36 protein-coding genes and 4 tRNA genes are annotated in these 21,508 nt (G+C 41.0%); 24 read left to right on the top strand and 16 right to left on the bottom strand.

Annotated features, from left to right (window positions below; genetic code table 11):
* The first annotated feature begins 22 nt into the window (after positions 1-22).
* From FTU40_RS00420 to FTU40_RS00395, 6 genes are all read left to right on the top strand, one after another.
* The gene (locus FTU40_RS00420; protein WP_159137924.1) at positions 23-1,534 is read left to right on the top strand and encodes a DUF3336 domain-containing protein; all 1,512 of its coding nucleotides are present in this window, start codon (positions 23-25) and stop codon (positions 1,532-1,534) included.
* Positions 1,521-2,342 carry a protein kinase gene (locus tag FTU40_RS00415; protein WP_159515899.1) on the top strand — a complete coding sequence of 274 codons (822 nt, stop codon included), beginning with the start codon at positions 1,521-1,523 and terminating at the stop codon, positions 2,340-2,342. The genes FTU40_RS00420 and FTU40_RS00415 overlap by 14 nt, the downstream gene beginning before the upstream one ends.
* A 107-nt stretch (positions 2,343-2,449) precedes the next feature.
* A tRNA-Leu gene (locus tag FTU40_RS00410) sits at positions 2,450-2,534 on the top strand.
* A 33-nt stretch (positions 2,535-2,567) separates the two neighbouring features.
* A tRNA-Trp gene (locus FTU40_RS00405) sits at positions 2,568-2,641 on the top strand.
* A 37-nt stretch (positions 2,642-2,678) separates the two neighbouring features.
* Positions 2,679-2,763, top strand: a tRNA-Leu gene (locus FTU40_RS00400).
* Between the two features lie 402 nt (positions 2,764-3,165).
* Positions 3,166-3,251, top strand: a tRNA-Leu gene (locus tag FTU40_RS00395).
* A 61-nt stretch (positions 3,252-3,312) separates the two neighbouring features.
* Here FTU40_RS00395 and FTU40_RS00390 read toward each other — a convergent pair.
* From FTU40_RS00390 to FTU40_RS00340, 11 genes are read right to left on the bottom strand one after another with little or no spacing between them, the layout of a single operon-like run.
* The gene (locus FTU40_RS00390; protein WP_180039367.1) at positions 3,313-3,624 is read right to left on the bottom strand and encodes an AlpA family transcriptional regulator; all 312 of its coding nucleotides are present in this window, start codon (positions 3,622-3,624) and stop codon (positions 3,313-3,315) included.
* Positions 3,624-3,938, bottom strand: coding sequence for a hypothetical protein (locus tag FTU40_RS00385; protein WP_180039365.1), 315 nt, complete (start codon positions 3,936-3,938; stop codon positions 3,624-3,626). The genes FTU40_RS00390 and FTU40_RS00385 overlap by 1 nt, the downstream gene beginning before the upstream one ends.
* On the bottom strand, positions 3,931-4,182 hold the full coding sequence (locus tag FTU40_RS00380; RefSeq protein ID WP_180039364.1) for a hypothetical protein: 252 nt from the start codon (positions 4,180-4,182) through the stop codon (positions 3,931-3,933). The genes FTU40_RS00385 and FTU40_RS00380 overlap by 8 nt, the downstream gene beginning before the upstream one ends.
* Positions 4,175-4,603 (bottom strand): hypothetical protein, encoded by a 429-nt coding sequence (locus FTU40_RS00375; RefSeq protein WP_180039362.1) that lies wholly within the window; start codon positions 4,601-4,603, stop codon positions 4,175-4,177. The genes FTU40_RS00380 and FTU40_RS00375 overlap by 8 nt, the downstream gene beginning before the upstream one ends.
* On the bottom strand, positions 4,600-5,217 hold the full coding sequence (locus tag FTU40_RS00370) for a lambda exonuclease family protein (RefSeq protein WP_180039360.1): 618 nt from the start codon (positions 5,215-5,217) through the stop codon (positions 4,600-4,602). Before FTU40_RS00370 ends, FTU40_RS00375 begins: the two co-directional genes overlap by 4 nt.
* Positions 5,198-6,082, bottom strand: coding sequence for a phage recombination protein Bet (gene bet / locus FTU40_RS00365; protein ID WP_180039358.1), 885 nt, complete (start codon positions 6,080-6,082; stop codon positions 5,198-5,200). The genes FTU40_RS00370 and bet overlap by 20 nt, the downstream gene beginning before the upstream one ends.
* Positions 6,083-6,093: 11 nt before the next feature.
* Positions 6,094-7,098 (bottom strand): hypothetical protein, encoded by a 1,005-nt coding sequence (locus FTU40_RS00360; protein WP_180039356.1) that lies wholly within the window; start codon positions 7,096-7,098, stop codon positions 6,094-6,096.
* A gap of 1 nt (position 7,099) precedes the next feature.
* Entirely contained in the window at positions 7,100-7,606 is a 507-nt protein-coding gene (locus tag FTU40_RS00355) for a hypothetical protein (RefSeq protein WP_180039354.1), read from the bottom strand.
* Positions 7,603-7,869, bottom strand: coding sequence for a hypothetical protein (locus tag FTU40_RS00350; RefSeq protein WP_180039352.1), 267 nt, complete (start codon positions 7,867-7,869; stop codon positions 7,603-7,605). The genes FTU40_RS00355 and FTU40_RS00350 overlap by 4 nt, the downstream gene beginning before the upstream one ends.
* Complete coding sequence (locus FTU40_RS00345; RefSeq protein ID WP_180039351.1) at positions 7,866-8,213, bottom strand: hypothetical protein; 348 nt, start codon at positions 8,211-8,213, stop codon at positions 7,866-7,868. The genes FTU40_RS00350 and FTU40_RS00345 overlap by 4 nt, the downstream gene beginning before the upstream one ends.
* Complete coding sequence (locus FTU40_RS00340; RefSeq protein ID WP_180039350.1) at positions 8,203-8,622, bottom strand: hypothetical protein; 420 nt, start codon at positions 8,620-8,622, stop codon at positions 8,203-8,205. The genes FTU40_RS00345 and FTU40_RS00340 overlap by 11 nt, the downstream gene beginning before the upstream one ends.
* Positions 8,623-8,955: 333 nt before the next feature.
* Here FTU40_RS00340 and FTU40_RS00335 point away from each other — a divergent pair, with 333 nt between their 5' ends.
* Positions 8,956-10,221, top strand: coding sequence for an N-6 DNA methylase (locus FTU40_RS00335; protein ID WP_180039349.1), 1,266 nt, complete (start codon positions 8,956-8,958; stop codon positions 10,219-10,221).
* A 33-nt stretch (positions 10,222-10,254) separates the two neighbouring features.
* Here the strand turns inward: FTU40_RS00335 and FTU40_RS00330 are convergent, their stop codons facing one another.
* The 4 genes from FTU40_RS00330 to FTU40_RS00315 form a co-directional block, all read right to left on the bottom strand.
* The gene (locus FTU40_RS00330) at positions 10,255-10,920 is read right to left on the bottom strand and encodes an MAE_28990/MAE_18760 family HEPN-like nuclease (RefSeq protein ID WP_180039348.1); all 666 of its coding nucleotides are present in this window, start codon (positions 10,918-10,920) and stop codon (positions 10,255-10,257) included.
* On the bottom strand, positions 10,917-12,035 hold the full coding sequence (locus FTU40_RS00325) for a DUF262 domain-containing protein (RefSeq protein WP_180039347.1): 1,119 nt from the start codon (positions 12,033-12,035) through the stop codon (positions 10,917-10,919). The genes FTU40_RS00330 and FTU40_RS00325 overlap by 4 nt, the downstream gene beginning before the upstream one ends.
* A gap of 79 nt (positions 12,036-12,114) precedes the next feature.
* Complete coding sequence (locus FTU40_RS00320) at positions 12,115-12,417, bottom strand: hypothetical protein (protein ID WP_180039346.1); 303 nt, start codon at positions 12,415-12,417, stop codon at positions 12,115-12,117.
* A gap of 79 nt (positions 12,418-12,496) precedes the next feature.
* On the bottom strand, positions 12,497-13,189 hold the full coding sequence (locus FTU40_RS00315; protein ID WP_180039345.1) for a LexA family transcriptional regulator: 693 nt from the start codon (positions 13,187-13,189) through the stop codon (positions 12,497-12,499).
* A gap of 131 nt (positions 13,190-13,320) precedes the next feature.
* Between FTU40_RS00315 and FTU40_RS00310 the strand changes: the two genes are divergently transcribed.
* The 12 genes from FTU40_RS00310 to FTU40_RS00255 are packed head-to-tail and all read left to right on the top strand — an operon-like array spanning position 13,321 to position 18,578.
* A complete protein-coding gene (locus FTU40_RS00310; RefSeq protein ID WP_180039344.1) occupies positions 13,321-13,557 on the top strand; it encodes a hypothetical protein in 237 nt (78 codons plus the stop codon).
* Positions 13,558-13,614: 57 nt separating this feature from the next.
* A complete protein-coding gene (locus tag FTU40_RS00305) occupies positions 13,615-14,106 on the top strand; it encodes a phage regulatory CII family protein (RefSeq protein ID WP_004731383.1) in 492 nt (163 codons plus the stop codon).
* A gap of 51 nt (positions 14,107-14,157) precedes the next feature.
* Complete coding sequence (locus FTU40_RS00300) at positions 14,158-15,051, top strand: replication protein (RefSeq protein ID WP_180039343.1); 894 nt, start codon at positions 14,158-14,160, stop codon at positions 15,049-15,051.
* Positions 15,048-15,794 carry an ATP-binding protein gene (locus FTU40_RS00295; protein WP_005262240.1) on the top strand — a complete coding sequence of 249 codons (747 nt, stop codon included), beginning with the start codon at positions 15,048-15,050 and terminating at the stop codon, positions 15,792-15,794. The genes FTU40_RS00300 and FTU40_RS00295 overlap by 4 nt, the downstream gene beginning before the upstream one ends.
* Positions 15,791-16,093: a hypothetical protein gene (locus FTU40_RS00290; protein WP_180039342.1), complete on the top strand. Its 303-nt coding sequence runs from the start codon at positions 15,791-15,793 to the stop codon at positions 16,091-16,093. Before FTU40_RS00295 ends, FTU40_RS00290 begins: the two co-directional genes overlap by 4 nt.
* Positions 16,053-16,388, top strand: coding sequence for a hypothetical protein (locus FTU40_RS00285; RefSeq protein WP_180039341.1), 336 nt, complete (start codon positions 16,053-16,055; stop codon positions 16,386-16,388). The genes FTU40_RS00290 and FTU40_RS00285 overlap by 41 nt, the downstream gene beginning before the upstream one ends.
* Positions 16,385-16,621: a hypothetical protein gene (locus FTU40_RS00280; protein WP_180039297.1), complete on the top strand. Its 237-nt coding sequence runs from the start codon at positions 16,385-16,387 to the stop codon at positions 16,619-16,621. The genes FTU40_RS00285 and FTU40_RS00280 overlap by 4 nt, the downstream gene beginning before the upstream one ends.
* A complete protein-coding gene (locus tag FTU40_RS00275) occupies positions 16,618-16,836 on the top strand; it encodes a hypothetical protein (RefSeq protein WP_180039340.1) in 219 nt (72 codons plus the stop codon). Before FTU40_RS00280 ends, FTU40_RS00275 begins: the two co-directional genes overlap by 4 nt.
* Complete coding sequence (locus FTU40_RS15170) at positions 16,833-17,309, top strand: hypothetical protein (protein ID WP_257223503.1); 477 nt, start codon at positions 16,833-16,835, stop codon at positions 17,307-17,309. The genes FTU40_RS00275 and FTU40_RS15170 overlap by 4 nt, the downstream gene beginning before the upstream one ends.
* Positions 17,302-17,814, top strand: coding sequence for a RusA family crossover junction endodeoxyribonuclease (locus FTU40_RS00265; RefSeq protein ID WP_180039339.1), 513 nt, complete (start codon positions 17,302-17,304; stop codon positions 17,812-17,814). Before FTU40_RS15170 ends, FTU40_RS00265 begins: the two co-directional genes overlap by 8 nt.
* A gap of 11 nt (positions 17,815-17,825) precedes the next feature.
* Positions 17,826-18,032, top strand: a complete 207-nt coding sequence (locus FTU40_RS00260) for a hypothetical protein (protein ID WP_180039338.1) — start codon at positions 17,826-17,828, stop codon at positions 18,030-18,032.
* 12 nt (positions 18,033-18,044) lie between these two features.
* Positions 18,045-18,578: a hypothetical protein gene (locus tag FTU40_RS00255; protein WP_180039337.1), complete on the top strand. Its 534-nt coding sequence runs from the start codon at positions 18,045-18,047 to the stop codon at positions 18,576-18,578.
* Between the two features lie 755 nt (positions 18,579-19,333).
* Here the strand turns inward: FTU40_RS00255 and FTU40_RS00250 are convergent.
* Positions 19,334-19,738 (bottom strand): hypothetical protein, encoded by a 405-nt coding sequence (locus FTU40_RS00250; protein ID WP_180039336.1) that lies wholly within the window; start codon positions 19,736-19,738, stop codon positions 19,334-19,336.
* Between the two features lie 82 nt (positions 19,739-19,820).
* On the opposite strand from FTU40_RS00250, the gene FTU40_RS00245 reads away from it, so the two are divergent.
* The 5 genes from FTU40_RS00245 to FTU40_RS00230 all read left to right on the top strand — a co-directional run bounded on the left by FTU40_RS00245 (position 19,821) and on the right by FTU40_RS00230 (position 21,484).
* Positions 19,821-19,994: a hypothetical protein gene (locus FTU40_RS00245; RefSeq protein ID WP_180039335.1), complete on the top strand. Its 174-nt coding sequence runs from the start codon at positions 19,821-19,823 to the stop codon at positions 19,992-19,994.
* Positions 19,987-20,262 (top strand): hypothetical protein, encoded by a 276-nt coding sequence (locus tag FTU40_RS15165; RefSeq protein WP_257223502.1) that lies wholly within the window; start codon positions 19,987-19,989, stop codon positions 20,260-20,262. Before FTU40_RS00245 ends, FTU40_RS15165 begins: the two co-directional genes overlap by 8 nt.
* A 164-nt stretch (positions 20,263-20,426) precedes the next feature.
* Positions 20,427-20,915, top strand: a complete 489-nt coding sequence (locus FTU40_RS00240; protein ID WP_180039334.1) for a recombination protein NinB — start codon at positions 20,427-20,429, stop codon at positions 20,913-20,915.
* A gap of 61 nt (positions 20,916-20,976) precedes the next feature.
* Complete coding sequence (locus tag FTU40_RS00235; RefSeq protein WP_180039333.1) at positions 20,977-21,228, top strand: YodC family protein; 252 nt, start codon at positions 20,977-20,979, stop codon at positions 21,226-21,228.
* Positions 21,221-21,484, top strand: a complete 264-nt coding sequence (locus FTU40_RS00230; protein WP_180039332.1) for a hypothetical protein — start codon at positions 21,221-21,223, stop codon at positions 21,482-21,484. The genes FTU40_RS00235 and FTU40_RS00230 overlap by 8 nt, the downstream gene beginning before the upstream one ends.
* Positions 21,485-21,508 lie beyond the last annotated feature (24 nt).

Raw genomic sequence — 21,508 nt, 5'->3', positions numbered from 1 at the left:
TACAATATAGGGAAGAAGGCAGATGCTGTTTAAAGATTTTACTCAGGACATTAATCCACATCAGGCCTATCGTATTAAAAAACTCAAGCAGCAGCTGCAACAAGCTGAGTCCTATGAGGAATGGAAATATATTGCGCTAAAAATAGATGAAGAATCCGGGGCGCAAGAATGGAAATTCGACAATAGTTCTCCCTATTTTGATGCAGAAGTTATTGCGCATCGTTTGGGTAAATTAAGACGCTATAGACAACAGAAACGTACCCACGACCTGATGTATATTCTGCGCGAAGGTCTAAGTTACGATATCGCCAATATTGCCCATCCTTTATTGTTCACCGAAGCCTATGTCGGCACCAAAAGAATTATTGAAGATTATGTGGAGCAGGTTAGTCAGGGGCTGGCACATATCGCTTCAACAGACTGTAGCTGTTTAAATATTGAAGAAAAAATTGAATTTTTTAAAGGCTGTCAGCGTGCCTATGGTCAGCCGGCCCTGATGTTTTCCGGTGGCTCGACCTTGGGTCTGTTTCATACCGGCGTTTGTAAGGCTCTGATGGAGCAGGATTTATTGCCAAAGGTCATGTCAGGTTCTAGTGCAGGTGCCATCATGACGGCAATGTTGGGTGTATCCAAACCCTCGCAGTATGTCGATCTTTTGAAGGGGCATAATTTTTTTCATGAGGCTTTTCATTTCCGAACCATGAGTGAATTGCTGAAAGGCAATGGAGGTCTGGCAGATGTCAAATATCTGAAAAAATTTCTGGTCGAAAATTTAGGCGATCTGACCTTTGAAGAAGCACTCAAAACCTCAGGTCTGCATATCAATATTGCTGTTGCCCCTTATGATTCAGCACAGGATGCCCGTATTTTAAATGCCTATACTTCTCCGGATGTGCTGGTCTGGAGTGCGGTCTTGGCCTCTTGTGCAGTCCCTATTCTGTTTCCGCCAGTACGTTTGACCAGTAAGCGTTATGATGGTGAATATACCCCTTATATGGGAGCAACACGTTGGGTCGATGGCAGTGTACGCAGTGATTTTCCACAGGAAAAAATGGCCCGGCTGTACAATATCAATTACACCATCGCCAGCCAGGTCAATCCGCATATCGTGCCATTTATGCAAGATGATGTCGCACGTTTCCGCAAAGGTACCTTAAGCTGGCCACAACGGATTGTACGCCGTCAGGGTGCGGTGATTACCAAAGGAATGATGGATTTTGCCCGGGAACATGCCGGAAGCTTGCCTCCTGTACGCCGCATACTCGATCACGGCTATGGGGTGGTCGATCAGCGTTATTATGGCGATGTGAATATTGTCGGTAAATATAGCCTGCGCCACTATAGCTATATGCTGCAAAATCCACGGCCCTATCTCTTTAAAATCTTGCAGCGCGAAGGCGAACGGGCCACTTGGCCAAAAATTTCCTTAATCGAGACTCAGGAACGGGTGGGGAAAACTATTCAGCATTGTCTGGAACTGCTAAATTATCAATATACTGCTGATCCAAAGCCTGAATATATTGCAACCACTTAATTTAGATCATCTTGATACTTTCGATTTTCAACCAAGAACCAAAACCCGCAGTCTGGGTTTTGGCCGACGCCTGTATTATGCTGCGGGTCAGCCCGCATTCTGGCTAAAAACTCAAGTGTCGACTAAATCTGACAGCTCAATATCATCTCCGCATGCAGAGCTGGGCTGGCAGCAGGAGCTGAATTTTTATCAAACGCATAGCCGTTCGAGTGATCTGAACTTTTTCCTTCCCCATCAAATTATTCAACAGCCATTCACCATTCAACATGAACAATTTGAACAGGCTTTGATTCTGGTCGATGCACCAGCACATTTTCAGATCATGCCAGATCAACTTTCTGTAACGCAGATTCGACAACATTTGCTGCAAGCGGTAGAACCTTTACTCTGCCTGCAACAGCTGGGCTATTTACATGCGGATTTAAAGCGGGAGCATTTTGTTGATGCTCAGGGCAGGGTATGTCTGCTTGATTTTGAACAAGTGCAAGCTCTGGATCAGAAAGTGGATGAGCTGAATGCCACACCACGTTATATGGCACCGGAATTATTCCAAGGAAAAGCCAAAAGCTTGCAGAGCGAAGTTTATGCTTTGGGCGTGATTTTTTATGAATGGCTGAGTGGACAGCGCTTGCAGGCAACTGACTATCTGGATTGGGCGTTTTTACATTGTCAGCGCCTAAAAGTTGAGTTGCCTGAACAAATTCAGATTTTTGAAAAGTTGTTAGCGCTGATGCTAGGCAAGCAAAAACAGCATCGGTTGGCAGATTTTAAAGCGGTTAAACACTACTTAGTGACTGAAATCGAATGAGAAAAATACAATAAAATCGGGATTGTTTCTTATTTAATCAAATGAGTGTTTTTTTCTTATAAACGGCTTGTCAGCTGGAAATGATCTCTATATTATACACAGCCATTGGGGACGTGGCGAAATTGGTAGACGCACTGGATTTAGGTTCCAGCGCCGCGAGGTGTGAGAGTTCGAGTCTCTCCGTCCCCACCAATTTACTTGAGTAATTGAGTAAACTGGCCGAGTAGAGGATTGGTGTAATGGTAGCATGACGGTCTCCAAAACCGTTCGTCAAGGTTCGAGTCCTTGATCCTCTGCCAAAGTTTGAAAAATCCAACGCTAAGTTGGTACCCTGATGGGGACGTGGCGAAATTGGTAGACGCACTGGATTTAGGTTCCAGCGCCGCGAGGTGTGAGAGTTCGAGTCTCTCCGTCCCCACCATCATATTAAAGCAAGGCTGATGCCTTGCTTTTTTATTGCCTGAAATTTATACCAGCTTTTTTAAGCTGTAAAATTTTGCTGTCTTTTACGCATAGGTTTAGTCTGTTAAAGAACGTTAGAAAACGGGTCAATGCTCAGGAAAGGGTAGAACTTCAGGAAACTTTGTTTTATTAGATGCAATAATTGATATTATCCAAGTCAGCTAAAGTCTAAATTTGAATATGTCATTCTCCTGTGGTGCGTATTGATTTGATCTGTCTCGATGAAACTAGGCGACAACAGTGCAAATAGGTCAGTATTTACGCAATACTGAATTAATTGCTTAAATTTTGATATAAAAGTATTTTCCTGCTACAGAATTGCTTGTGAATCGGGTCTGATCGCTATAATATACACAGCCATGGGGATATGGCGGAATTGGTAGACGCACTGTGTTCAGGTCGCAGCGCCTTCTGGGCGTGAGAGTTCGAGTCTCTCTATCCCCACCATACATTATATAAAATCAATAACTTATAAATCTTTGGTGCAGATTTGGTGCAACCCTTAGTTTTAAGAGTTGCTTCTCGGTCTTCCGGTTTTTCTAGATTTAGCCATTTTTTCAATATCTGATCGATTCCATCGAGAGCGCTGTCCATCTTTCGACACACGTTTTGGCATTTTACCATCACGATCAAGCTTTCTCACATATTCCGCTGAATATCCCAAAACTTTTGCTGCTTCAGCGGTGTTTAGTGTTAAAGGTTTCTTGTCTACAATTTCTTCCAGGCGCTCGACTTTCTCAACCAGATATTGATTCTGAGATTTAAGCTCCTCAAACATTTCAAAAATTTGAGGCATCCATCGGCTTGAGCCAACATCCATTAGCTTACCTCTCCCAAAGACCTCACCACACCACTCGGCAACTTGCTTAAATAGCAGGCGAATAGGTGATACAGCTTATCCGCATTGCTTTCATCAACCGTGATAATCCCACCAGTACCAGACTTAACTCGTTGACGTGACCAACCTCGCATGTGGTATGTGAACTCATTGTCAAAATCCACAGCGTTTAAGATCGCATTGAATGAGCCAACATCACCGGCAGACCATGTTTCATTGTATGGCTTGTCCTTGGCCACAAGGTTGTCGATCTGGAGCTGCGCGAACTGCACGTTGGTTAATTGAATTTCAGTCATTTCGATCCACCTTAACTTGAACAACACCACCACAAGAAAAATGTGCATTGCTGGTCATATCTTTCGCACCATCATCTTTCCAAGTGAAACTATCAAATACAGCGTCACCCACAGGGATTTCAAAAGCTGCCATTTGAGCATGCATTAACTTCAGGCCATCTTTTAACTCATCCAAGCAATCATCAACTCGATCCACAGGGATGTTTAGCAGGTCTTTCAGGCTTGCGATTTTATATTCAGTCATTGGTTGGCTCCTGTGCTTCGATCAAGCTGTCGATATATTTGGCCAGCTCATTAGCATCAACTACAAGGAAATCATCCATGCTTGCATCCAAGGCAGAAAATGAATTAACTGCAATCCAAGATTGAATATCACCAAACCCTTCCGGCACCGCTTGGGCTTTGGCTTGCTTCGCCAAGCAAATCAAACAGGGCTCTTCATCTGAATACTGACTATTAAAAACACCAGTAGGTGATTCGCATTTTTTTAAGTGCTCATCACAGAGTAGCAACTTAATTTTTTGATCGGCTTGGGCTTTGGCTGCTTGCCATGCATCCCATGCAATCTTTTCTGACGCATACTCAATATTGTTTTCATATTGAGCAAACCACTCCCTAAACGCTTTATCTTGAACATCCATCCCACCACCTTCTTTAATTTTCATGCTGCAGCCTCCTTTGGATTTAACTCACAAATGATCTGGTCAATTTTTTGATTGAACTTAATCACTGACTGCTCAATACCTGCGATATCCAAATCCTCTGCAAACACCCGGATAATCACAAGTTGCAAATGCCCAGGCAGGCGAGGGTCATAACTCACAAAGTCACACCACTTGCGACGAGTGCAAGCCAGCTGCCAGGTGATCTGCGGTACATATTCGCTCGGCACTTCTTGAGTTAAAATGGTATTCAAGTGAGTCTGCGAACTCGGGCACTTCACTTCCAGTTGCCCATCTTGATCAACCAGACCATCAGGACTGGCACCGCTCATTTTGATAACCGGGTGATTAATCAGACCTGTGCCAACTACAAAATTACCGGTTTCATTTTCATAGGCTGCAACTGCATAAGGCTCTTGATCGATACCCCATTGCATCAGGCTGTTGGTTTTGGTTTCCTCCTGAACGCCGGTAAGGCGCTCAGTCAGAATTGTTAGGGTTAAGGCATTGTGTGCTTTGCCTTTAATTGGCTTTGCATCCACATCCTTAATGCGGCTGGCAGTCACTTTGCCGCATCGATCCGCATGCCAATCTTCACTACGCTGGAGAATGGTCATAGGTTTCTCCTTGTTGGCGTGCTAAGGCTTGGTCTGCAAGTTCAGCGACTTTCTTTAGGTCTACCGAGTGAGTGGTCCAGAAATGCTTTTTGCAATCACCTTTAGGTAGGGCGATATAAGCCTCCTGAAGTCGACTTGACCCGTATTGAGCCTCATTTTGAAGATGAGATAAAAACTCATCCTCAAATTCTTGATAGTCAGCGGGTATTGAACTCCCAATTGCTTTTTGAGTGTCAGTAAACAGTTCAGATCCACCGACCGTAATTTCCTTGCCTTGCATTTCTTCGACTGTGTATTCGTTTCCAATCTCCTCTGGAAAGGCTTTGCGCAAAGCACCAGCTTCAGCGCATTTAGCTAATTGGCCGCGTTTGCGCTTAGTCCACATTGAGTTCAGACCGCCATCCTTAACGGTGGCGCATGCTTCTTCAAAATATTCGGTGTGGCAGAACGGAACCTTGTCACCATGGATGATCCGGTACACAGTCACGGTGCATGACTCTGGAACCGTGTGCACAACATTGCCAAACTTAATATCAACCATCGGGCCAAATACTGGTGCATCTTGACCTGCATACTGGTTGGTACGTGTTGCGGTAATTCGATGCTCAGTGATAGACGGCATAATCACATCACGCCATTGTGATTGACCCGTTTTAGAGTCCTTCACACTCATTGGTACGATATGGCAAGGCTTCTTCATGATGTCGAGATTACGTGCTTTCGCATACTCAACCGCCATGATGATCGACTCAGGTTTTGCACCTGGAAAGATCGAAGATGTAAGGGCAGACCACATCGACTCATCAAGGTCATAATCTTTGATTGATAAGCCTAATTGGCTTTCAACTTGAGCTACTGCATTCATATTCTTATTCCTTAAAATTTGATCGAAACGTGCGGCACTAAGCCTTTATTGATTGCATTCAGAATGGCTTTACCCTGATCAACACTCACACCTAGATCAGTCAGGCCTTTAAGCGCTTCACTGCAAATTAGTTTTTTATGAGTTTGGTCAGCTTCACGCGCTTCAGCTGCTTTACGTTCAGCCTCAGCTTTAGCAACCCGTTCAGCTTCAATACGCTTGCGTTCATTTTCAGCAGCCTGTACAGCACGCAATTCAGCAGCCTCTTTTTCCGCCTTTAATCGAGCTTCGCGCTGCTCCGATTCAAGCTTTTCGCGTTGAACGCGCTCAGCTTCAAAACGTGCTTTTTCCTCTGCTTCACGGGTCGCTTTTTCAGCAGCTTCACGGGCAATCTGTGCTTCACGTTCTTGTTGAATGCGTTGTTGCTCGGCAATGCGAAGGCGTTCCAGTTCAGCCTGCTCAGCTTCGTATTTTTCGCGCGCTTCTAATGCTTTTCGCAACACTTCCAATGTTTCAAATTTGGCGAGTTTGGCTTGTTCTTCGTACTCCTCATACTGAGGACCAATGCTCAAGTTTTCTAAAAACTCGATATCACCTTTTAACTTCAATGCCGCAGCATCAGCTGTAGGCGCATGGTTTTTAATGAACTTGATGGCTTCTTCATGCTTCGCCACACGATCCTTTTCTGCCTGATCCCAAGCATCACGCGGTGCCAAAATTTCATTCCGAAGTTCATCAAACTTTTTAACAGTTGCAATGCGGTCATCATCAATAAGCTTGATTTGAGCCTTTTGATCAGCAACCAATTCCTTGCCACACTTCTCGATAAAGGTTTTAGATTTACTCACCTTCATTGCCAGTGAACCAATCTGATCGCGGCCTTTTTTAGTGGTTACATCTGGAACGTGTGAACGCGCCTCCTGAGCAATACGCTCGAATAATTCAGCGGTGCCGCCTGGCTTGCGGAATGCAGCAACAACAACATTTTGGTCTGCAATTTCTAATTCAAATTTTTCCATCTCAAACCACCTCTTCAAATAGTTGTTCCGCGTACTCATTCCCAAGACGCTGTAATTCTTTAATCTGCTCATCATTCAGCGTAAATGTCTGACCTTCCTCAGCTTCAAAGTTCCAAACATCCAGCAAAGTCACAGGCGTATCTTTCACAACTAACCAAGAATCAATATCCACTGGCTCGGCATATCGCATGTCGCCATTCTGACTACGCATTTCGGTAATCGTGTGAGGCAACACAGGCATTGAACAATCAGCCGTTGCCCACAGGTTTTCACCGATCTGGCGATACAAACCAAACGTCAGCACGTTATCTTCAATCGAAATATCAGAATCAACCTTGAAACTTGGTAGGTCTGAAAAGTACAAATCACGGGTGAAATCTTCATTCACCTTGCAGTCAATTACCTTGGTGCTATGACCGTCACGGCATAGGAGTAAAGACTGATTGCCGATATGGTGGATAGGTCGCATAGCCGCACCACATCCACAGAATTGAGCGTAAGTGTTCATGATTCCACCTCATCCCATTCAAAGTCTTCGCCAAGCTGATCAGAGTTGTCTGTATCAACTAGAATCACAGAGATAATTTCCCAATCAGGAATTGAATTCTGTATTTTTTCAATCAACTCAATGAGTTCAACATCCAACTTATTAGTGATTGTTCTAATTTGAGTGGCTGAACCAAGCTTTGCTAATTCTTCACCGAATGCTTCTACTGCTTGCTCATTAGTTAAGGTTTTGCGAATACGCACTTGATATTTTTTAATACTCACTTCACACCCCCAGTAATCGCAGCATTAATCTTTTCAATTTCATAACGGTCGATATCCGCATTCACAGTCTTGTCAAAATGCACCACATTAAGAATGTCCAGAAACTCGACTGAGGCATCGTCTAAGGCATATTCAACATAAATGCTGTAATCATTAGCTTTGACAGTAGCAACACAGGTTTCATGGCAAGTACGTTTAAGCACTTCATATTTTTGAGCGGTGATAACCACTTGAGGATTATCATCAGCAACTTTGGCAGGCTGGAAAGCGTAAGCTACTGCTATCCCCGCGCTAATTGATGCTGCAATGAATGCAGACTTGAGAATATTGGATTTAGTTGTCATGGCTGCCTCCAAATACCTGGCGAAGGGCAGAAACAACTTGCTTGACTTCTTCTTCGGTGCGCCATGCTCCGAAGTGGTATTTGAAATGCTCTAAATGCTCACTCTCTCTATACCCATTACGCATCCCGTCATTCAGGTAATAGGTTTTGTCGCCATCTTTAGGCTTAAAAGGCGCAGGCACTTCAATTCCATTGATTGAGATGGTGCAAGGCTTGAGGCGGAACTTCCAAGTTGTATTCTCATTCAAGAAAACACCGAGGTTATATTGATCCCAAAAATGATCAGTGATAGTGGTCCAGCGATCCGCAACGGGATCTTCATCGCATTTGTGCTGAACAATGCCTTCAGTTACTTTGGTTAGCGCCTCTTTCCCGCTAATCAACTTGCCTTCATCAACTTTTGTATTCATAATAATTTCACTCACTGTACGGTGGGTCATGCCTCAGGTTGTTACCGCAACGCTGGGGCTTTTCTTTGTTTCGATGAAATTATTAAACCAAAGGTATAAACATAAAGCAAGCGAAAATTAAACCATAGGTGAAAAATAGTTAAATTTAGGTTTAAATATGTTTTAATAGACAAAAGAAAACCCATCACAGGGATGGGTTGTTTACATCCAATCTATTTCTGCAGTTTATTTTTTTAAAATTAATTAAATAACAATAGTTTATATTTTTTTTAATGCTATTTTGATAGATTTTTTGCTATATTAGTATAAATTATCCTGCAGTAATAACCTTCAATGAACCAATTGTTTCAACACAATAATGATTTAAAAGATATTATTGAAAACGGCCATATAGAAGTGCTCAGAAGCGCTGTTGACTTAGATTCTATTGATTTAGTTCTAAGGGAATGCCTTTCATTGGAGGAAATGAGGGAGGCGGGCAGTTTTTTTACAGGTCAAAATTTAGCAACTAAATTAATTAAGTCATTTAATGAAGCAATTACTTTAGATTCAGTGGTGTTAGATCCTACATGTGGTGCAGGAAATTTGTTAATCGAGTGTTCTCGAATGTTAGGTGTACATAAAAATCTAAGTTGCACTCTGAAGTCATGGGGAAAAGTTTTACAAGGGTATGATTTACATTCTTCTTTTGTAGAAGCTACCAAACTAAGATTGGTTATTGAGGCGCTTAATCGAGGCGTGAAAAAAGACTGCAGTGTTGAGCAAGCATTATTATATTTTACCCATATCCAGGTAAAGGATACACTGCTGGTATGTGCTGAGGAGTTAAAGGGAGTTACTCACGTCGTATTAAATCCACCTTTTTCAAGCTGGATATCCCCTCAGGTACATTATTGGAAAAAAGGAAAAGTTAATGCTGCAGGTTTAATCATGGATCATTATCTAAGAAACCTACCCAAGGGCTGTTTAATCTCTGCTATTTTACCTGATGTCCTTAGATCTGGTAGTCGTTATGACAATTTTAGACAGTATTGTTCATCTCAATATGAGGCACAGTGTAGTATTTGGGGGCGATTTAATAAGAAAACAGATGTTGATGTTTTTCTGTTGATAGGCAAGTTAAAAGCTCAAGTAGATGATATTTCTATCAAGTGGCAAGAAAATAATGATAACCATAAAGGGGTGTTATCAGACTTTTTTGACGTATCAGTAGGCCCGTTAGTTGCATATAGAGACCCTTTAATTGGCAATGAGTATGCCTATTTTCACTCGAAAAATACTATTGCATGGGAAGTATTAAATACTGCAGTAGAGAAGCGAAATTTTAAGGGGCGCGTCATTCAACCACCATGTATATTGGTAAAAAGAACATCTAGTCCAGGTGATAAATATAGAGCGACAGCTACTATTATTGATTTACAGGAGCCTATTGCTGTAGAGAATCACTTGATTGTAATTAAACCTAAGAATGGATCACTACAAGATTGTAAAGCTTTATTTCAAAAGCTTAAATTGGATCAAACGAATGAGTTTCTGAACAAAAGAATTCGTATGCGGCATTTAACTGTTACAGTAGTTAAAGAAATACCATTAGATTGAAGATGGGTTTGCACTTCCTCTAATGGTACAGTTTTAGTTTACTACGTTACTACATAGATAGTCTTTAGTTGTAGTCGCATTTAAAATGAGATTTTGAAATTGAGTTATCATCCCCAGTAGCTCTTTTTCAATTTCATTATAAGTGTCTTCAATATCTGTGTTAGATAAAATTTCTCCATGTGCGATTGAATTTCTACATCTAACTAATGTGGAATCAATAAAGTGCGCTTTCAGTTCATAGCCGTTAGTATCAAAGCCTAATTGTTTTAAGATATTTAATAATATATTAGATTTTAAATTAGAATCTGTATCTATTACTAAATTTTCATCTACTTTAAAATTAATATTAGGGATATTCTCTAAATAACTCTTTAATTCAATTAAGGAGTCAAATTTATTAAAAGAAAATCCTTTTCTAAATTTGTCGGATACTGTTAGTAAATGAAAATTAGGTTTTAACCGATTAAATGGCACACCTTTATTGTTAAGGAAGTTTAAATATGCTAGAGCGCAATGTTTAATATGTCCTTCCCAATGAGAATAGAGCAGCACAATGGCTGCCCTAAGTAAAACTTTCTTCTCATGTGATCGAGGGTGATTACCTTTGATCAGTAAAGAAAGTGTTGAAAACTCTCTTTTTCTCCAAGATAAATCTTTTTGTAAGCTATCCTGTAGTTCTAGAGTTGTGCGAATTTTCATGCAAAAACTCTCGCTCCAATGCTAAACATGTATTTCATGCGGTCAATTGGCCTAGTTCTAGATCTAAGCACTTCTAAAAACTCTTCATCATTTGTGAGTATTTTGGTTTTATTAATAAATATGTTTTTAAGAGCTTCATCATCATGTTCATTATTTGCCACTAATTCTGAAATCGCAAAACTAGCAGCTTCGTAGACAGGTAACGATATAGCACCTTCATATTTGTTCTTAGTATGATTAAATTTTTTAAAAGCATCGTCTTCCAAAGCGTTATAAGCAATTGTAAATGTTTTTTCAAAAATTTGCTTTTCTCTATCATAGTCAAAATTATTATGTGGTCTAAATATCTCTAACATCTCAGCATTTAAATATGGTGCTACATCACTATGTTCACTCATAATATTATTGTGGTGGTGTCTATAGATAAAGAATCTTAAAGCTAGTTCTGCATCATAAGATTCATGCATCGCTTTTTCTGGTATGGGAAGGGAATTAATAAAGCTTTCACATTTTGACAACTCTTTAAGCCATATAAATGCATTTTTGTTGTGCATTAATAACATGCAATTTCGAACTTCTTGATCAGAAAGTCTTGTTCCACCAGTATTTAGTCTTTGGAATAATTCAAATTTAGTATCATTATCACTTTCACGTTTAATGATTTTAATATCGATTTTTTCTCGTTTAAAAATACGTTTTACCTCGATGTCAATTTCATTTTCAGGATTGTGTCTATCTTCCCAAACTTTATCTTGTAATAAAGGCAAATACTTAGTAGCTTGCAATTTTAAAGGAATTTGCACAGCATTATTTTCATCTTTTAGTTTACCTAAAAAAGATAAAATAGTTGAGATGCGTTGTAAGCCATCTACCACATCCCAAATGCCATCTTGTCGTTGCGCTACAAAAATTGATGGTAAAGGTATACCTAATAAGATAGATTCAATTAACTTGCTTTTTTGTTCATCTGTCCAACGATAAATTCTCTGAAATTCAGGGTGAATATCTAATTCTCCATCATCATACAGATTAATTAATTCTCCAATTGACATGGGGTAAGAATCTGTATGTACCTGCATTCTTGCTGTATCAATTTGATTTTGTAAATCTGACATCTTTTGCCTCTAACGGTGTTTACTTTAAATTTTATGGCTTTACTAAAGCTAGCTCTAAACGACCAACAAAATTGATTGTTTATACCCCAGAATACTTTTCTAAAAATTCATCTATCCACCCTTGTGCCACCTCAAGATTAGTTATATCCGTCAGCTTTAAATTCGTCTCTTCTGCTTCGTTAAAGCCTTCAATAATAGCTTCAAAGATATTTGCCTCACTAATGACCTCGCGTGCTATTTCAGCAGCGTCATAGCTTTGTTTGGCTTTTTTAAGCGAGGCTATTTGTTTATCAATCCCTTCACCAATTTTACCTAATGCCAATTTAAATTCTTGACGATTAATTGTTAGCGCAGTTTTGGATTTATTAAGTGTTGCGATCATTATGCTTTCCTTCTTTTTTGGGGAGCTACCATATTCAACATCTTGATAAAATCTAAGCCGCATATAGTGGCTTTTTTTATTAATATTTAAACTCTCTGTGGTGCTGAACAACCACACCAATGATGGAGATTTCTATTTGCAAAGAGTTGTAAGTAGGGAAGTCGGGATTGAGTGGAACTAATTCAATAACATCCACCCCATGCTCATTGACCCCAATAACACGATATTTTTTGAAAGTTGTTAAAGCTAGACCGTGCTGAATTTCTTGAGCAATAACTAGTGACCCTGGTACTGGTGCTTTTGCTGCATCCACAACAACTTCATCACCTGGCATGAATTCTGGTGCCATACTCATACCGTCAATAGTTAATGAAAATACCGCCTTGGGGTCTACACCTTCATAGGTTGTATGAGTCTTTCCTTTGGGGTGAAGCCCATCATAAACCACATCTCTCCATAAGCCTGCTTGAACAAAATCCAGCACTGGAATCTCCCTTAGCCTTTTCCCTGTTGGCTTTACATTTCCATATTCATGAGCAACTACAGGTTGGGTATTTTCTGCTTGAGCCGATACAGGCTCACCCCCAGTTATAAGCCACCCAACATCAACCTCAAGAATTCCAGCTAATTTCTCTAGGGTCTCTTTACTTATCTGACCTTTCTTCCACTTTGATGGCGCTTGAGGGCTAAGACCAATCATGGTTGATGCTTTCGACCATGAGAGTTTTTTGGCACTTAACGCCTTCTGTAAACGATCAACAAGAGTTTCCATATCTACACACTTTAACCTTTGGTTAAATTATCAAGTAAAAATCGGTCTAAAGGAATCAACCATAGGTTGCATTATTATGTAACTGGTGGTTTAATTAAAAAAGTACATCTGGTTTAATTAAGGTTTAAATCATGAACCCTATGCAAAAAGCAATTAATGCTGTAGGTGGGCGAACAATCGCAGCAAGCCTATTAGGCATTTCCTATGTAGCGGTTCGAAAAATGGAAGCAAAAGGATCGCTTCCTCGAACAGACTACACAGGCGAAACAAACTATGCACAAACATTAGCTAGCAACAGTAACGGCCTTATTACCACGGATTGGCTTATGGATAAAGCCAACCCCAAACATCATACCGTTGCTGCTTAAATCAATTATCAACAACTTAGCGCTTTTAATAAACGTGAAAGTAAACAAGGTGTTCACATGGATATATCGAAAGAGACCAAAACCGCTTTGCACAAGATGGTGCACCAGTCGAACGGCATTACTCCAAAAGAGATAGCTGATCTTGTTGGCGTGTCTCATAACACGATTTTGAACTATGCCAATCCAAACATGGAAAACCATTTACCGAGCCTAAAGGCATTTGAAGCAATGCTGACCTATACGCAAAACCCAGCACCATTAAAAGTATGGGCGCACAAATTAGGTTTTGTATTGGTTCCGGTAGATCAAGCTCAAGGCAAGGATCATGAACTAGGTGTTCTTGAATCGCTGCTTGGCATGAATGTTGGCAATGGCGCAGCAAATAAACAGGTTTTATCTGCTCTGGAAGATGGTGTAGTAACACCTGCCGAAATGGATGAGACGGATCGCATCCTCGAAGAAATCGAACAGAAAATTCAGTCTTTGCGTAAGGCCATGAAAGGCGAGTGTGCGAAGTATTTATCGGCTCTACAACGAGAAAAAGCCTGATTTGCGAGATCAGGCTTTTGATATTCAAAACACTTGGAGAGAATTTTAAATATGAAATCAAATTTAGCACATGAACCACCAATACCTCAAGGGCAAGTAGTTCATTTTCCAAAAAATGAGCGCAAAGCTATGTCGAATAAAGAAGAGCGCTACACCAAGATGCCAAATGGCTTAATTGACGGTCAGATCATGGCCCAGTTAAACGATAAGGCGTTTAAGTGTTTAATGTTTGTCATGCGTCAAACCATTGGATTTGACCGCGTATCTCACCCAATTGCTATCACTCAATTTCAGAAATATTGCGGTATTAAAAAACGCGACACAGTTATGTCATGTATTCGTGATCTGGAAGAGCTTGGCTTAATCAAAGTTGAAAGAACAACAGGCTGTTTGAATGAATATTTATTCACTCCTGACCAGTACCGCGAAAAGGGACTAGTACCAAATGAGGGTAGTACCCTTAAAGGTGATGGGACTAGTACCACCAAACGGGACGGGACTAGTACCGCGAAAGGTGACGGGACTAGTCCCGTTGAACGGGACCCTATTAAAGAAACACTTAAAGAAACATTTAAAGAAAACTTTAAAGAGAAAAACACGCAAGAAAATTCAGTTGATCAGGTTCTAAAACTTTGGACGCCAGATTTGCATTCTCTGAATTCTTGGTTACAGCGATCAGGTGAAACCCCGATGACCCAAGAACTGGTGAATCAGATTTTACTTGAAGTGAATGCTCACTACGAACCACGTTTGAACGCAGGCTTGATCACAGACACCCAAATGTATTCAAACTTCGTGAAGTGGATCAAACGCAAGTTCACTCAAAAACAAAATTCACACTCTGCAGCACCCGCCCAAAACAACCGCAACGTAAATCAAAACTGGGGCCAAGTTCAAAACTACGCACCCGCAACCGATGATATCGACTTGGAGGGCTTGGTATGAATGCAGCAGCTCTACTTGGATCAAAAATTCAGATCAGCTCTGAATACTGTGACCGCCACCAGATGCAAAAAGTTCAACTGGGTAACCAGTCGATTTGCAAACAGTGTGCATCTGAAATCTTAAATCAGGCCCATCAGGATCATGCAGCCTCTGTCAATCAGATGGTTCGTGAAAAGCATTTTGAAGGCGCGAAGTTACCAGGTCGTCATGCAAACAGTGGTTTTAAGGAATACATCACCACTAACGACGGCCAGAAACATGCCAAAGCTCAGTGTGTGAAATTCACTAAAGACTTTCTGGAAGGCATCACTCGCAATCTGATTATGGTGGGTCGTACTGGTACTGGAAAAACCCATTTGGCATGCGCAGTCGCTCGCAACGTTCTGGAGGCGCGTAAATACGCCCGCTACGTCACTTCTGAAGATATGGCTAATGAGATTGCCAACGCTTGGAAAAAAGCCGATGACAACGAAGCCAACGCAATCTGGCGCTATACCGATTATGACCTTCTGATTCTGGATGAATATGGGTTGCATGATCGCCATGAAAACCGCCTGCAACTGGTTCACAAGGTTTTATATGCGCGTTATGACGCAGGTAAGCCGACCATGCTGATTTCAAATATGACCAAGGATGATTTGGCGACTGATTTGGGTGATCGACTATGGTCCCGGTTCCAGCATGACGGATTGGCTGTGGTTGAGTGCAATTGGATGGATCGGCGTGTAGGGGGTGGGGTGTGAACGAAAGAACGTATCAGCACAACAAGGCAGCCTCATTAAATCGTGGCATTGACGTTTTACTTGTTATTAAAAACACACCAATCGCCACAACCAAGGAAATCAAAGATCAAGCGCTGCCATACATGACGATTAGATCGGTACAGCGCTACTTAAAAACCTTGGTGCAAGTCGGTCTTATTGGATTTGTTGGGGGTGGTAATGATGAATATCGCTACTTCCTTACACCTAAAGCCAAGCAATTATTCGGGGGGGTGGGCCATGCTAGACACCAAAGAACAGATCAGAACAGCACTGATTGAAATTGCCGAGGCATTAGGTCGACCACATTACGAGCCGCTGACCGTCAGAGAGGTTTTGGCGAGTTTTGATAACAACACGGATCACCCATTGAAAGCAGCAGTATTAAGAAAAATACCTTTCCTTGGGCGCAAGAGTTCAATCGAGGTTGTGGTGCCAAAAGTAAGAACTAAAAAACCGGCTCGGAAGGCATCACCAGTTGAGGTGAAGAAAGAAATTCTAAAACTGGCTCAACACGGAACTATCACAAAATTCAGAAGCGGTTGTGACTGCAAGGAGTGTATGGAATGGGCATGAGCTTAATCGAAAAATTGGGATTGGAAAACGCAAAAGCACTTGATGGGATGCTTCAAAAGCATGGTGTGCCTGAGAGTTGGAAAATCGCTGTAATCAATGGAATGTGGCAAAGAAGCTCGGTTGGTTTTACACATGGTGAATTACGCGCCGCTCTAGCTGATCACGACCGTATTGATACATGCACTGATATCAAAAACCACATTAGCCCGAATACAAAGGTGATTGAGCGATGAAAATTATTTTAATCGCATTTTTATTAATGGTATCCATCCAGGCGAATGCCTCATGCAAATACGAGGCTCGCGTTAGATTGGGTTTGGTGTGGTACACGGTGGATATTAAAACTGAAAAACCACTAACCAGAAAACAGGTGATTGGCCGTCTAGCTCAAAAATATAACTTTCATGATGTTGGTGATATTTACGAAGTTAGGGGATGTGAAAGATGAGTGATTTTGAAAAGTGGTTTAAATCCTTAAATGAAAATGGCCGAGTTACTTATTTTCTTGGCCAAGAGGGCAGGATTTCAGAAGAAGCATGGAACCACCAACAAGCCATCATCGACGAGCACACCGAAGTCATCAAGCTTCAAGACGCTGATTTGCGAAAGTATGAGAAGCAGATTGAGAGTTTGAAAGCCCAGCTCAACAACATGGAGGCTTGTTATATCGAGAAGAAGAAGGAGGTTGAGGAGTTGCAAAAAACCAATATTAGCCTAGAGGCTGGCTTGCGGAAGAACTCCAAAAATAAACAGAAGTTGCTCGGTAAAAATATTGAACTTCAAAAACGGATTGATGAATACAAGAAACTTACCACCAGCATAAGAAATGAATTTGATTTGTGGTCTGACGATAGTGAATTTGCGGATGTTATCGAAGCTCAAATTGAGAATTTAGAAGCCCTACGAGGTGTCAATGACTAATCTCCGTATCACCGCAGCCCAGGCACGAAAAGCCGGTATTGGTCCTCGATTTGGTGTGACAGCCAAGTCGGGGAAAAAGAAATCTAATCCAGATCCAATGCCAAAGGTTCCGGCCCATCTGGTCGAAGGAAAGGGGTTTGGTGTGATGAATGATGAATTGCTCTGGTGTGAAGTTTTAATCACACCTCCTTCGGTGAATCACTACTGGATTCGTGGGGCTAACAAGACCAATCGATTAAGTAAGCGCGCAATCCACTTTATTGACGTTATGAAGCGTTTTATCGAGCCGACAGGGTATCAGGGCAGAGTTCGCGTAAAGATCGAATACGCGCCACCTGATGCGAAAATACGCGACATCGATAACATCGTAAAACCATGCTTTGACGCTTTGTCGAAAGGTGGGTTGATTCTGGATGATTCTCAGGTGGATGAATTGCTCGTGAAGCGGTTGCCATCAGAAAAAGGCGGGAAGCTGATTATTCAAGTTGAAAAGTTAAGGGTTTAAGGGTGGATGGGATGGATAGATTTCTTAAGTGGTTATTTATTCGGAAAGGCTCAAAAGTGGTAACGGTTGACGATGACCCTATCACCGATATTCAAAATGTTGCCCTAGTCGCACATGGTCGAATTTACACAAAAGAATGGAATTACAAAGTTGCTTATTCATATGACGATGTGAGATTGGCAACACGCAAAGAAATTAAGCAAGGCTTTAAAGATTAAGAGGGAATGGGGATGAATGCGATGGTAGCTGAAAAGATGACAAATTTGGAATGGCTTAACCAGATTGGACTCAAGGCCATTGAGTACAGTGAAGATCCAAAGGGGACGGGTGAGAAGGGCCCATCATGGGAAGATCGATGTGGCGCTATTGCTTCAATTGAATGCCCTGCATGCAAAGCTTATTGTGAACTGCTGGTATGGGGTGACTACCGAGACAACACACAGGCCTTTGCTGAGGTTTGTAAGTACATTGCAAAAATCCTGTATTCCGCAGCAGGCGAAAAGGTGAATCGTCAAAAATTTGATTTGCAGTTGTTTTGCTTCAAGGTTGCAAAGATGGGTGTCTTCTATAATTTGCGACCAAAGTTGAAGGAAGAAAGAACACTTCAAGGGCAGCTAAACTTCTTTGGTATTACGGAAGTAAATGCCGATGGGTTTGCAAAGCGACACAAGTATCTATCGTTTATGGTTGAAAATATCCTTGAGGGATTTCATGAGGAAATTGATTTTTATGTGGATGAATATCGTAAAAAATTAAGAGATTGACACCTAAACGTCTCTAAGCTATTATTTTTGTACAGTGGTCGAACTGCATAGTTAAAAGACCATCAAGAAAAGCTCGCCAAATGGTGGGCTTTTTGCATTATGGCGGTCTCATTAATTTCTAGTGGTTTGAAATCGGATGCCGCCACCCAGATATAGCAACGAAAGCTCGGTCAATTGATCGGGCTTTTAATTCCCAAAATATTGCCATACCGTGAAAAGAAAAATAACTCAAAGTGGACGGTTGAAAACAGTTTCTACACATTCCTTATACTTTGTTATCGAAATTCAGGTGCTATATTTTTACTACTCCAAGAAGTTAAAGCAGTAAAAATAACTAAATGGTAAAGCAAATATTGGCCCGCCTAATTCCCCAATTAAGCGGGCTTTTTATTGTCAGGAGAAAAGTCATGCTCCGTTTATTGATGTGTTTATTTGGTCTTCATGGTGCAACTGAAATCGATTACACGATTGATGATGAAGAAATCAAAATCTGTCGGGATTGTTTGAAAGAAATTGAGTAATCCATAATAAACTAATCGATAAATTCACTTATTAATTAATAATTTATTTTGAAAATAAGTTGGACGTTATATTAATTCTCTATTAATTTACCACTTGTTCAAAGACTCCACATTTTGAATTTAAAGTTTCGCCCACATCGACCCCAATGGTGTGGGTATTTTTTTGACTAAAATTAGCCGGACGTATTACGGCAAACAAAACCCCTCGCAGAAATGTTGAGGGGTTTTTCTTTCTTAACTTAATTTTTTAACCAATTCACGAGCCTGATGAATTCTATAGTCATCAGAATTTGCAGCACTTAAAGTGTAATCAGTAATTGTAATATTTTGGGTATTTATAATTCCTTGCCCTTTATATTCAATACCGATATTGCAATCACTTCCTTCTGAATCAAGAAAAAAGATTTTAGTGCTAAGTACACGTAGACCAGGCAAGTATTGATTGTAGATCTCTTCTAAGATTTCTTTTAAATCGACTTGAGTAATATCAAAGTCTTGTTCTTCCTCATCATAGCTACTAATTAGAGTGGGATTGGTTAAGACAATCCATGTTTCTAAAAGATTGTGAGGATGAAGAATATAGCCATTAACTCGTATTTCATCGCTATCTGCATTTTCATATCCAAGATGAATTGGCATTTATAACTCCTTTTATTTGATAGATAAAAATAATTTATATCATGTATTTATTCTAATTTTTGATTTTTAAGGGAAATTTGTTGTGACAGACAAAGTACAAGCTAAACAAGACTTAGAATTTTGCAGTACTGAGCTGTCTAAGTATCAGAATCTCAGTCGGGCCGGATTAACGCGAAATGAGCTGCTGGCAATTGACGGCATCATGATTAAGTTGAAAGAGCGCATTAAGAATTTGCGTGAAGCGCTGTATGCGTGATGCAAAGCGATTAGCTGCAATCAGAAAGCTGCCATGCATCCGATGCGGTAATCCACATAGCCAGGCTGCTCATTCAAATAGTGCCAAGCATGGTAAGGGCAGATCGATTAAGGCCAGTGATGAGTTTACAGTGCCGCTATGCCATTCCTGTCATCACCAGTTCGATACCTTCCAATTGGGTAATCGGGCCGAGAGTGAAGCAATGTTTGATCAGTGGTTGGTGAGAGTGAATCGGATGTTGGTGATGGAAGATAGAGAGGTGTTTTGATGAATGGCTTTTTAGTGATTCTACTCTGTGGTATCTGCTTTATTTTTGGGTTTGCTTACAGCATGTCTTACTGGTATGAGCGTGCCGATAAGAACGAACCAATCACCATCCGTGGAAAAGTTTACAAGCTGGTAGAGCAGGATGTGTCACCCAAGGAGTAGGAAATGCAAAAAGCCGTGTTTCCTATCAACTCCCATGCCGACATCACCAAAGCCATTAACTTCATGCATACCAATTACACTCAGGCGATTAATGAGGGTAAGCCGTTAAGGGTGGTGATTGATCAGAAGCAGGATGATAGATCCACAGCGCAGAATAGACTCATGTGGATGTGGTTGGGTCAGATTGAAAGAAAGACTGGTCAGGATAAAGATTCGCTGCATTACGAGTTTAAGAAGCGCTTTCTGATTTATATCTACCGTCGTGATGATCAAGAGTTTGCTGAGACCTGTAATGCGATTGCAATGCTCAAGCAGAATGAGTGTGAAGAATACCGGGTGATTGCAGAGCAAGTGATAAGACTTTGCAGCACAACCAAATTAAGCGTTAAGCAGATGACTGAATATTTGGGTTATGTGCATGACTTTGCTGTGGTGAAGTTGGGTGTGCATTTGACTGTGCCAGATGATTTGAAGTGGTGTTATCAGGATTGACTCTTGTGTAAATATTCTTCATCTTAAGGTTCTAATTCAAATGAAACTTTAAGAGAAAAATATGAGCGAAGAGCGTAAACCTAAATACCGGATTGGCGATAAGGTTAAACTGAACGTTGGTGGCCCTGATATGTCGATTGATCGAATCCTCATGTCAAAAGAATACGATAGTGGGCGTGAGTATTTTAGCGGGAAGTACAGTTGCCTGTGGTTTGCGGGGAAAAAATTAGATAGTGGCAATTTCCCTGAAGAAAGTCTTGTTGATATCTCAGAACAAACTGAGCCAACACCCAGGCCCAGCCAAGATGCTTGATCAAGTAATCCAATGGATGCTGATCAATCTTGAAAAAGATGGCTGCCTCTATCAAGAAGACGTAGTCGATTTTTTAGTTAAGCAAAACCAAATGGATTTTTTAAAGGAAAATGCAGATGGTAATTTAGTGCTTAAATTAAGCGTCAATAGCGGCTTTAAAAAGAAGACTGAAGACAATGTTGTGTGGGTTAAGCCTGATCGATATTGGCGTTATAGAGTTCCTGAAGATGAGCTTGGTCGAGAGGCCAGGGGTTAAAAATGGAGCTGCCGCAAGGTGGCT

It is taken from the genome of Acinetobacter sp. YH12100, from assembly GCF_013419135.1.
In the GTDB taxonomy this organism is placed as follows: domain Bacteria; phylum Pseudomonadota; class Gammaproteobacteria; order Pseudomonadales; family Moraxellaceae; genus Acinetobacter; species Acinetobacter pseudolwoffii.
Note: the sequence above shows the minus strand (reverse complement) of the source record. Positions and strands in the feature narration are given on the sequence as shown.